The sequence below is a fragment of the Bacillus luti genome, assembly GCF_001884105.1.
Taxonomy (GTDB): Bacteria; Bacillota; Bacilli; order Bacillales; family Bacillaceae_G; genus Bacillus_A; species Bacillus_A luti.
Genome location: NZ_MACI01000054.1, coordinates 21,376 through 31,859, shown reverse-complemented (window position 1 = coordinate 31,859; position 10,484 = coordinate 21,376). Strand labels below are relative to the sequence as shown.

Sequence of the window (10,484 nt, the reverse complement as noted above, 5' to 3'; positions counted from 1 at the left end):
GGGGGGGGGCGGGCATACCGATACTCGTCGTTAAAAGTCCAGATAATCCACCAACTACGAAATCTCTACACGGTGTTGATCTAACTTTAACATTGCATATTAGCAACAATGTTAATAGTAAGAGTAGGATGCTAATTGTTAATTTAAAAGTGTTTATGTTAACGGAAATGAAGATTAAAATTCCAAAAGGTACACCGGCTATACTTCCAAAAATAAACCGTTTCAGTAAAATAAAATCAACGTCCATTCGTATTTTCCAAATGAGTGATATGGAAATAATTAATGATAAAATAATGTTTATTTGTATGGCTTCCTGTGGTAGGAATAGCATTAATAAAAAGGGTGTTGCCATTATAGAAAAGCCAAAACCTGTACTTGCTTGCAAAATAGAAGCCACTAATATAATACATATGAAAATGAATGTGATCCCCAAAATAGCCCTCCTATTTAATTAAACTCAATAACTATTTTAAGTCTAACATTTAAGTGCAAACTTTCACAAACTTATTTGTATTTTAACATAAATATGTAGTTTCTTCTCAAATGATATTTTTAAAAAATTATTGCTGGGCAAGAAATAATGAATGGGATCAAATTAACATAAAAGTTTAATCCTTATGTAATGACGATGTTTGAACTTGTTTTTTCCACTCGCTTAAATACACTTTCTTTTCTGTAGGCAGTCCAACTGGTAATTGTGCAATCAGTTCTAAACTATTTCCATCAGGGTCGTTAAAGTATACGGCGGCATGTGCTAATTCCGGAAAAACAATTGGCTCAATTGGTTCCATTCCAAAGTCTTTTCGTGCTGAAATGCCTTTTTGACTTAGCCAATGTATCGCATGTTCTAAATCATGTAAACTTACTTGAAAGGCGATGTGTCGTAAAGAGGGATGATAATTAACTTTGTATTCTGTGCCTTCCCAAAGGCCGAGCCAACTTTCATTTTCTTTAATCCAAAAGAAAGCAATGTCGTCTCCTCTTTTATACAATTTCAGTCCAAGTGATTCGTAAAAAGGTATAGACACTTCTAAGTTACGGACGGGTAAATGTGCTTCGTAAAGACCTTTAATCATTGTAATCCTCCTAAGTAAAAAACGTTTCTTATTTCATAGTAAACGTTTTTTTATTAGTTGAAATCACAAAAAAGAGGGATATAATTTCATACGAAAGTATGAAAAAACAGCTCAAATATGAGCTGTTTTCATATAGTTTTTAGTTTCTTTGCTGCATGCCTTTAGAGTTGGTGCAAAGGATATGATATGTTAATATCCGTATCCGCCGCCACCACCCCAACAGCTACATCCGATAATGATTAGAAGGATGAATAGTACGATAAGCAAAGCAAATCCACCGCCGAAACCAGCGCAACTTCCACCATAGCTCATGTGTTTTCCTCCTTTTTAGGAAATTCATCTTTATAGTTCATGGACTACTATATACAGTATGTTTTTTGTAGGGGAAAGGAGCCAGTCTCATTTGTAATTAGACAAACGCCTGTAAATTCATTTGGATTGTATTTGTAAGGTGATTTATGCGTGGATATGTGGAGCATCGTTATATAATTTGCAATTTGTTCATAAAAAAATATAAAAAATTGTAAAAAGAACCATTTTTATATTTTTTTATGTGGGAATTTGTACTATAATTTTACAAGTAATATTATGGGAAAAGGGAGTTTTAGTAAAGAGATGGAGATGGGACAATTACAAAATAAAATAGAAAACAAAAAGAAAGAGTTAATTCAACTTGTTGCTAGACATGGATTGGATCATGATAAAGTTTTGTTATTTAGCCGAGATTTAGATATACTAATTAATAAGTTTATGAATGTAAAAGATAAGGTGCATAAATGAAAAATTTATAGTTTTTTATATTAAGATGTTTTGTAAGGAAGGAGAGAACAGTAATTGGAACATTTACAAGAAGAGTTGTATAAACAAATAAAAGAAGAAAAGGGTACGGTTACAATTTTCTTAAAGAGTGGCGTTAGAATAGTAGGAGAAGTTGTTGGGGTAGATAAATTTACAGTTTTAATGTTAGTCGATGGAAAACAACAACTTATTTACAAGCAGGCTGTATCAACAATAATGAAATAAGACACTCGTTTTGAGTGTCTTATTTCATTATCGTTTGCAAGCTTCAACGTCAATGCCGGCAGCTATTAATTTTTTTTCGCCATCTTGTTCAATAATCTTTTGTAATTTAGATAGGAAAGTATCAAAATTCGTATGCTTTGCTACTTGGAATGTCATTTTATGCTCAATTGGTAGCCACGTATCAATATGAGCTTCGTTATGCTGAATTTTCACCTCAAGTTTATCAAGTGCGTTCGCAACTTTTGCTTCGTACGTTTCTTTCGCTTCAAACTCCATCCATAAATCATACAATTCCTCACCGAGAGAACCTGTTAATGTTTGTTTAATATTTAAAATTGCTTCTAGTTCATTTTTTTGTTTTTGTAATTGTAACTCGTGACTATTCATTGTATCAAAGGCTGGAATATCACCTGCTTCAGCTTCGACTAGGTCGTGAATAATAACCATTTTAAGTAATTTTTCAATATTTACTTTTTGATCCAAATAAGGCTCAACTAAAATGGCCATTAGAGACATGCGCCACGTATGTTCTGCTACACTTTCTTGGCGTCCGTTAGAAAGCCAGCTATGCCGCATTTCGTATTTTAGTTTTTCAGCTAGTGCAATGACTTGTAAAATGTTATGTTCCATCGTGATCCTCCTCATATTGGCATACCATAATTCTAATATGGAAATGAAATGTGTCAATTTTATGAGTATATTGCGATAAATAGATGATAGGCGTATAATACATATTATATGTGAAAACGTATTATTAAAATAAAAAAATGTTTTATGAAAATAAAAAAGGGAAGGGCAAGAATATGGGAGACGAAAATCAAATGTTTGCTAGACCACAAAGAAAAAAAAGGAAGTTTGACATTTCTAGCCCAATGGGTATCATAATAGGTTTCGCCATAGTGATAGCGGCAATCATGCTTGGCGGCGGCGGAATAAAAGCGTTTAAAAACTTCTTAGACGTTTCATCTATTTTAATTGTCATAGGGGGAACAACAGCGACGATTGTTGTAGCGTATCGATTTGGAGAAATAAAAAAATATACGAAAAGTATTTTTACTGTTTTACATAGAAGAGAAGAAGATTTAGAACAGTTAACGGATTTGTTTGTTGATTTTTCGAAAAAGTCTAAAAAACACGGTTTGCTTTCTTTAGAAGTTGATGGAGAGCAGGTAGACAATCCGTTTATTCAAAAAGGAATTCAACTCATGTTAAGCGGTTACGATGAAGATGAATTAAAAGAAGTGTTAATGAAAGATGTAGAAACAGAAGTGTACGAATTAAGAAAGGGAGCAACTTTATTAGATAAAATTGGTGATTTTGCCCCAGCCTGGGGGATGATAGGGACTTTAATCGGTCTTATCATTATGCTTCAAAACTTGCAAGATACGTCGCAAATTGGGACAGGGATGGCAGTTGCAATGCTAACGACATTGTATGGATCTATACTTGCGAATATGATTGCAATCCCTCTTGCTGAAAAGGTATATCGTGGAATTGAAGATTTGTATACAGAGAAGAAGTTTGTAATTGAAGCAATTTCAGAATTATATCGTGGGCAAATCCCTTCTAAATTAAAGTTAAAACTGGATACATATGTATACGAATCGAAGACAAAAAAAGTAAAACGAGCAGCCTAATATTTCAAGGAGTGGTATGATGAAAAAACGACCGCAAAAGGGATCGCCTCGTTGGATGACAACTTTTACTGATTTAACGATGTTATTATTAACTTTCTTTGTATTACTAGTTGCTACATCAAAGCAAGATACAGTAAAATTATCAAAGATGCTTGAAAAGTTTAGTGATGCGGAGCAAGTAGATGCAAAAGTAATGGAAAATACAATACCAGATATTTCACATGAAAAAAATGATGAAAAAATGGTCTCAAAGAAGCGAATGGACGACTTGTATAAAAAGTTAAAAGCGTATGTAGATAATAACGGTATTAGTCAAGTGAATGTATACCGAGAGGATACAGGAGTAAGCATCGTTATAGTAGATAATTTAATATTTGACACGGGTGATGCGAGCGTTAAACCAGAAGCAAAAGAGATAATTAGTCAATTAGTCGGATTTTTCCAATCGGTACCAAATCCGATTGTTGTGGAAGGACATACAGATAGTAGACCAATCCATAATGAAAAGTTTCCTTCTAACTGGGAATTATCTTCAGCAAGAGCGGCTAATATGATACATCACTTAATCGAGGTGTATCATGTGGATGATAAAAGATTAGCTGCGGTAGGATATGCAGATACAAAGCCAGTTGTACCAAATGATTCACCGCAAAATTGGGAGAAAAACCGTCGCGTTGTCATTTATATAAAAGAATAGTATATTATTTTAATAATAATATAATAAAAATACAGAAATTCTTTTAAAAAAATATTAAATTTTATCGTTTTATTTTGTATAATGAGTGAGAATGATAAGGTGAAATATTAAGATATTTTTATACATAGAAGGAGAGAATCTAAAAGAATGGCACATAAAATTTTAGTTGTAGACGATGCGATGTTTATGCGAACGATGATTAAAAACTTATTAAAAAGTAATGCTGAATTTGAAGTTATCGGTGAAGCGGAGAATGGGATAGAAGCAATTCAAAAATATAAAGAGCTTCAACCTGACATTGTAACATTAGATATTACTATGCCGGAAATGGACGGACTTGAAGCATTAAAAGAAATTATGAAAATTGATGCAAGTGCAAAAGTTGTTATTTGTTCTGCAATGGGACAACAAGGGATGGTATTAGATGCAATTAAAGGCGGGGCAAAAGACTTTATTGTAAAACCATTCCAAGCGGATCGTGTAATTGAAGCTTTAACAAAAGTAGCAAATAGCTAATATAAAAGGGGTGCCACAAGGAATCAAAACAATGATAGCGGATGGTGTGTGGCCCCCTTTTTTCTCGTTATAAAACATTAAATTGTTATACATGAATGAAATGTTTGTTAGACAGGTAGGGGATTAAAATGCAAACAGATCTATTAAATATATTTTTTGAAGAATCAGAAGAACATTTACAGTCGCTAAATGAAAATGTGCTAATTTTAGAACAGAATCCTGCTGATATGGGTGTAGTCGGAGAAATATTCCGCTCAGCTCATACATTTAAAGGTATGTCTGCAAGTATGGAATTTACAGAAATGGCGGATTTAACGCATAAAATGGAAAATGTGTTAGATGAAATCCGCCATGGGAATATAGTGGTAAATGCAAATATTATTGATGTGATTTTTGAGTGCATTGATAATTTGGAGAAGATGGTTGCAGATGTGCAACAAGGCGGAATGGGTAATATTGATGCTGCATCGACTAAACAAAAATTAGAAGTGCTATTGAATGGTAATGTAGAAGTTTCTGCAGACAACGTGGAGAACAATCGTATAAGTAATAAGAATGTAGTTTCGCATGAAGTGTACATAACTGTTGAACAACAAGCGATTTTAAAAGCAGTACGTGCCATTATGTGTATTGAAGCACTGCAAAATTTAGGTGATATACAAAAAACAGTTCCAAGTATTGAAGAAATCGAGGCGGATGCTTTCGGATTTGAGTTCACAGTATTTATGAATACGGATCGTAGTGTAGAAGAATTGAAACAAGTAGTACTTCATGTTTCTGAAATTGATAAAGTAGAAGTAAAGCAAGGAGAATCCTCGCAGGAAGTAGTTTCGCCAGAAGTCGTTGTACAGGAATTTGTACAAGTAGAAGAAACGGTACAACCTGCTATAGTTACGCAAATGGAAACTCCTATAGAGGCGGTGGTACAACCTGCTATGGTTACGCAGTTGGAAACCCCTATAGAGGAGGTGGCACAACCTGCTAGTGCTACGTCAGCTAAAAGCACAACGAAAACGAAAAATGCTAAAGTGGAGAATCGTTCCATTCGTGTTCAATTAGAGAAAATTGAAAGACTAATGAATATGTTTGAAGAAAGTGTAATTGAGCGTGGGCGCATCGATGAATTGGCACAAACGATTCAAAACAAGGAATTAATTGAGCATTTAAATCGATTAGGTGATATTTCAAAAGATATTCAAAATGTATTACTAAATATGCGTATGGTTCCAATTGAAACTGTTTTTAACCGTTTCCCGCGTATGGTACGTATGTTAGCGAAAGATTTAGGGAAGAAAATTGATTTGCAAATTACAGGTGAAGATACTGAAGTTGATAAAATTGTTATTGATGAAATCGGTGATCCACTTGTTCATTTAATTCGTAATGCGATTGATCATGGTATTGAAACTGTTGAACAACGTCGTGATGCAGGTAAAAATGAAACAGGTACGATTAAATTAGAGGCGTTTCATAGTGGAAATCATGTCGTTATTCAAATTACGGATGATGGAAATGGTATTTATAAAGGGAAAGTATTAGAAAAAGCGATTAAAAATGGCGTTGTAACAGAAGCAGAGGCAAATAAATTAACAGACCGTGAAGTATTTGATTTGATCTTCCAACCAGGATTTAGTACAGCTGAAGTCGTATCAGATCTTTCAGGACGTGGTGTCGGATTAGATGTTGTGAAGCATACAATCCATAGTTTAGGTGGCCATTTGATTATCGATTCTGAGGAAGGAAAAGGAAGTACATTCAGAATTGAACTTCCGTTAACTTTATCCATTATTCAATCGATGCTCGTTCAAACGAATGATAAGCGTTATGCTTTACCTCTTGGAAGTATTGTTGAAGCAATTCGAATTAAGAGAGAAGACATTCAATCCTTACAAGGGAAAGATGTATTAAACTATCGCGATCAAATTATTGAAGTGAAGCATTTAAGTACTGTATTTGGTGAAAAAACAGTAGATGAGGCGTTTGAGTCATATGATAGTCAAATGGTTCCTGTGTTAATTGTTCGTAATACACATCGCAGCTATGGACTTATTGTAAACACAATTATCGGTCAAAGAGAAATAGTCTTAAAGTCATTAGGTGACTTCTTTGCAGAGAGCTCTAACTATTTCTCTGGTGCAACGATTCTTGGTGATGGACGAGTGGTCCTCATTTTAAACCCAGAAGGTTTATAATAGGAATGAAGGAAGGCTCCCCACTTGTATACAATTGGGGAGCTTTTTGGTTCATTACGAATATGAAAAAATGAATCACATTTAATCGGAAAAATATGTATGAAAGATTCGTATAATAAGTTTGTTAAAATATAATAATTGAGAATTTATCCCGCTATTTGCCGGGTAGTAAGACCCAAAGCTCAAAATTCGGAGAGTGCGATGGAGTTAGGCGGAAGATCATGGCCCGATTAGTGTGAGCTAATAATTAATGGGGGATGAAGAAAACCCTACTGATTAAAGTTTCACTTTATATTATTAGATGGAAAAACAGAAATGAGGAGGCGGGGAAAATGCCAGAGCAAAACACACAAGGGGATACAAGTACAATTGTGCTAGAGAAAGAAAAGGTGGATTTAACGTCTCAAGAATGCGATATTCTTGGTGAAATCGCAAATATATCATTCGGTTCAGCTTCGACAGTATTATCAACAATTTTAAATAGACAAGTAAGTATAACTGCTCCTCGTGTAGAGGTAGTAGATTTATATGATACAAGTGATGTTGAAGTTCCTCATGTTGTATTAAATATTCATTTTACAAAAGGCTTAGATATGGAAAATCTACTTGTCCTCCAGCAAAATGTTGCTTTATCCATTGCTGATTTAATGATGATGGGGACAGGTGAAGTGGAAGAAGGAAAAGAACTTGGTGAATTAGAACTAAGTGCTGTACAAGAAGCGATGAATCAAATGATGGGGTTCGCAGCTACATCTATGTCGGAGTTCTTCCAAGACACAGTAGATATGTCTCCACCGACAATTAAAGTTGTAAAGCTATCAGAAGAAATGGAGAAGATCTCCGGGATAAATGGAAGTAACATGATTGTTAAAGTGTCGTTTGATTTAAAAATAGATAATCTTGTAAACTCTAAATTGGTGCAAATTGTTTCAGTTGAACATACGAAACAAATGATAAATAAATTACTGCAATTATCTGGTGAAGTGGAAGAAACAAATGAGTCGGCAGAAATCGTGGAAACTGAGATTGTAGAAGAACATGTTGAAAAAGAGCAGTTAACGCAAGAAGAGAAAGATGTGCTAGGTGAAATTGCGAATATATCAATTGGTTCAGCTTCAACAGTATTATCAACACTTTTAAATCAGCCAGTCACTATTAGCACACCACACGTAGAGGCGATTAATGTTCGTCATTATGATGGGGTACCTGTACCATTCGTCATTTTAAATGTTGATTTTGTTGAAGGATTAAAAAATGAGAACGTATTCGTATTTACGAAAGATGTTGCTTTAACAATGGTAGATTTGATGATGATGGGGACAGGAGAAATTGATCCTGAGAAAGAGCTAAGTGAATTAGAGTTAAGTGGTATTAAAGAAATTATGAATCAAATGATGGGGCATGCGGCAACTGCCATGTCAGAAATGTTTAAAGAAAAAATGGATATGACACCACCAGAAGTTAAATTTGTTACGCTGCGAGAAGAAATGGAATATTTGGGTGAAGCTATGGAAGGGGACGAGCTTGTCCAAATTACATTCAACATTGAAATTGGCGATTTACTTCAATCGAAAATGTATCAAATTTTACCGATTTCAGAGGCGAAAGAAATGGTGAGGCGACTTCTATACCCAATGGTGGAAGGGCAAGAGGAACAGATTGAGGAAGAAATAGAAGAGGAAGACATTGTAGTACCTGTTGTGCAACCTATTGAATTTAAAGAAGTTAAACAAATCGAGCCAGTATATATGGATACATCCATCTTGCAAAATGTAGAAATGAATGTGAAGTTTGTATTTGGAAGTACTGTGAAAACAATTCAAGATATATTAAGTTTACAAGAAAATGAAGCGGTTGTATTGGATGAAGATATTGATGAACCGATTCAAATTTATGTAAACGATGTATTAGTGGCGTATGGTGAACTTGTAAATGTAGATGGATTTTTCGGAGTAAAAGTGACGAAAACGCTGTAAGGCGTTGAAATAGGAGTTTGAACAAGTAGATGAAAAACGTAAAGCTTTTTCTAGTTTGCTGGCTATGCATACATTTGTTATTCCCTTTGCAAATTCAAGCGGAAGAACAAATTGAGCGAGATCAAAATATAAATGAAGTGGACATACAAGAAAAAAACAAGGCAATTCAAGAGCAGACAGAACGAGTGGAAATGAACGAAGTTGAAGAGGAACAAAAAGAAGTAACGAATGAACAAGAAATCGGAAGAAAGATAGAAACAGATCAAGGGATTATTACAGTAAATAAGCAGGAATTGAAGGTTGGCGAAGAATTGCGGATTACTGTGGAACGAAATGAGAAAAGCATTCAAAGTATGAAAGGTATATTGCAAAACAATGGCGAGCAATATGCACAAGAAAGAATGCTATTTTTTGAGTATGAAGAAGAAACGAAGCAATGGATTGCGAACTATAAGATCGAGGTTTTTGATTTGCAAGGTGAATGGCATCTTCAGCTCGTTCAAAGTTATAAAGAAAATGAGAAGGAAGAGCTTATAGAAAATGAAGTGAAAGTCCCGCTTATTCGTATAAATAATGAAGCGCCAACAATAGATAAAGAGTTGCCGAAGTTGCATAAAGTTACTGTTGACGAGGCAAAGGAGAACGTAATTGAACGAAAACAAGGTGATTCTATACGTGTACGAGTGAAGGCAGCAGACATAGAATCAGTTGTGAAAGAAGCCCGCGTTATATTAAAGGGAAAAGACGAACAAGAGATTCCTTTTTTATTAGACTACAACAAGCGTGAAATGGATTGGCAAAAAGTAATTGAAATAACTGCTGATTTGCCAATTGGACCATATAAACTATTTGTGGAAATAATAGATGCGGCAGGTAATAAACTGGTGGTGGAAAGTGAATATATCGTTTCTATTTTTGAGAAAAAAATGGAAGATGGTAAAAAGCCAGAAGAAAAAGAGGATGAAAATACGTTAGAAGAGAAGAACGAAACTGGGGAGCAGGACGATTGGAAAGTAGAAATCCCGCTTCAAGAAGAAAAACTTCCGGTTGTCCAAATTCCGAGGCAAGACGAAGAAGTAAACAGTTTTATAAGAGAGCCGTTAAAAGAGAAAGAAGAAATGAACTACGTGATAAAAGAGCCGTTGAAAGAAAATAAAGAAGTAACGAATGCAAAGGCTCAAAAAGAGAAAAAAGGAAAAAATGACAATCACGATGTCTCGAAAAAGAAAGAAGAGCCAGAAGAGAAGAAACAGGAACAAGGTGAGCAAGGAGTACAAGCATCTAATGTGTTTGCTATCATGTCAGGTTTATTCGTACTGTTTTTAGTTTTAAAGAGTAATAAAGAATGGGGCTAATTATTTCATAGT

General features: G+C 34.6%; 12 protein-coding genes. 8 read left to right on the top strand and 4 right to left on the bottom strand.

Annotated features, from left to right (window positions below; all coding sequences use genetic code 11):
• From BAQ48_RS12410 to BAQ48_RS12400, 3 genes are all read right to left on the bottom strand, one after another.
• A partial coding sequence (locus BAQ48_RS12410; RefSeq protein ID WP_165613797.1) for a sulfite exporter TauE/SafE family protein occupies positions 1 to 433 on the bottom strand: 433 nt, incomplete at its 3' end.
• Between the two features lie 175 nt (positions 434 to 608).
• A complete protein-coding gene (locus BAQ48_RS12405; protein WP_071711309.1) occupies positions 609 to 1,076 on the bottom strand; it encodes a VOC family protein in 468 nt (155 codons plus the stop codon).
• Between the two features lie 189 nt (positions 1,077 to 1,265).
• Positions 1,266 to 1,388 carry a YjcZ family sporulation protein gene (locus BAQ48_RS12400; protein WP_071711308.1) on the bottom strand — a complete coding sequence of 41 codons (123 nt, stop codon included), beginning with the start codon at positions 1,386 to 1,388 and terminating at the stop codon, positions 1,266 to 1,268.
• Positions 1,389 to 1,637: 249 nt separating this feature from the next.
• Here BAQ48_RS12400 and BAQ48_RS12395 point away from each other — a divergent pair, with 249 nt between their 5' ends.
• Together BAQ48_RS12395 and hfq are read left to right on the top strand one after the other, a co-directional pair.
• Positions 1,638 to 1,856 carry an aspartyl-phosphate phosphatase Spo0E family protein gene (locus BAQ48_RS12395; protein WP_060630268.1) on the top strand — a complete coding sequence of 73 codons (219 nt, stop codon included), beginning with the start codon at positions 1,638 to 1,640 and terminating at the stop codon, positions 1,854 to 1,856.
• Positions 1,857 to 1,910: 54 nt separating this feature from the next.
• Complete coding sequence (gene hfq / locus BAQ48_RS12390) at positions 1,911 to 2,099, top strand: RNA chaperone Hfq (protein ID WP_000400666.1); 189 nt, start codon at positions 1,911 to 1,913, stop codon at positions 2,097 to 2,099.
• Between the two features lie 27 nt (positions 2,100 to 2,126).
• Here the strand turns inward: hfq and BAQ48_RS12385 are convergent, their stop codons facing one another.
• Positions 2,127 to 2,729, bottom strand: a complete 603-nt coding sequence (locus tag BAQ48_RS12385; protein WP_071711307.1) for an HD domain-containing protein — start codon at positions 2,727 to 2,729, stop codon at positions 2,127 to 2,129.
• 173 nt (positions 2,730 to 2,902) lie between these two features.
• Here BAQ48_RS12385 and BAQ48_RS12380 point away from each other — a divergent pair, with 173 nt between their 5' ends.
• From BAQ48_RS12380 to BAQ48_RS12355, 6 genes are all read left to right on the top strand, one after another.
• Complete coding sequence (locus tag BAQ48_RS12380) at positions 2,903 to 3,736, top strand: flagellar motor protein MotP (protein ID WP_071711306.1); 834 nt, start codon at positions 2,903 to 2,905, stop codon at positions 3,734 to 3,736.
• 19 nt (positions 3,737 to 3,755) lie between these two features.
• Positions 3,756 to 4,433, top strand: a complete 678-nt coding sequence (locus BAQ48_RS12375) for an OmpA family protein (RefSeq protein ID WP_000747168.1) — start codon at positions 3,756 to 3,758, stop codon at positions 4,431 to 4,433.
• A 147-nt stretch (positions 4,434 to 4,580) separates the two neighbouring features.
• On the top strand, positions 4,581 to 4,949 hold the full coding sequence (locus BAQ48_RS12370; protein WP_000940567.1) for a response regulator: 369 nt from the start codon (positions 4,581 to 4,583) through the stop codon (positions 4,947 to 4,949).
• 128 nt (positions 4,950 to 5,077) lie between these two features.
• The gene (locus tag BAQ48_RS12365) at positions 5,078 to 7,141 is read left to right on the top strand and encodes a chemotaxis protein CheA (protein ID WP_071711305.1); all 2,064 of its coding nucleotides are present in this window, start codon (positions 5,078 to 5,080) and stop codon (positions 7,139 to 7,141) included.
• Positions 7,142 to 7,473: 332 nt separating this feature from the next.
• Entirely contained in the window at positions 7,474 to 9,117 is a 1,644-nt protein-coding gene (locus BAQ48_RS12360) for a flagellar motor switch protein (RefSeq protein ID WP_071711304.1), read from the top strand.
• Between the two features lie 29 nt (positions 9,118 to 9,146).
• A complete protein-coding gene (locus BAQ48_RS12355; RefSeq protein WP_071711303.1) occupies positions 9,147 to 10,472 on the top strand; it encodes a transglycosylase in 1,326 nt (441 codons plus the stop codon).
• The last annotated feature ends 12 nt before the right edge of the window (positions 10,473 to 10,484 follow it).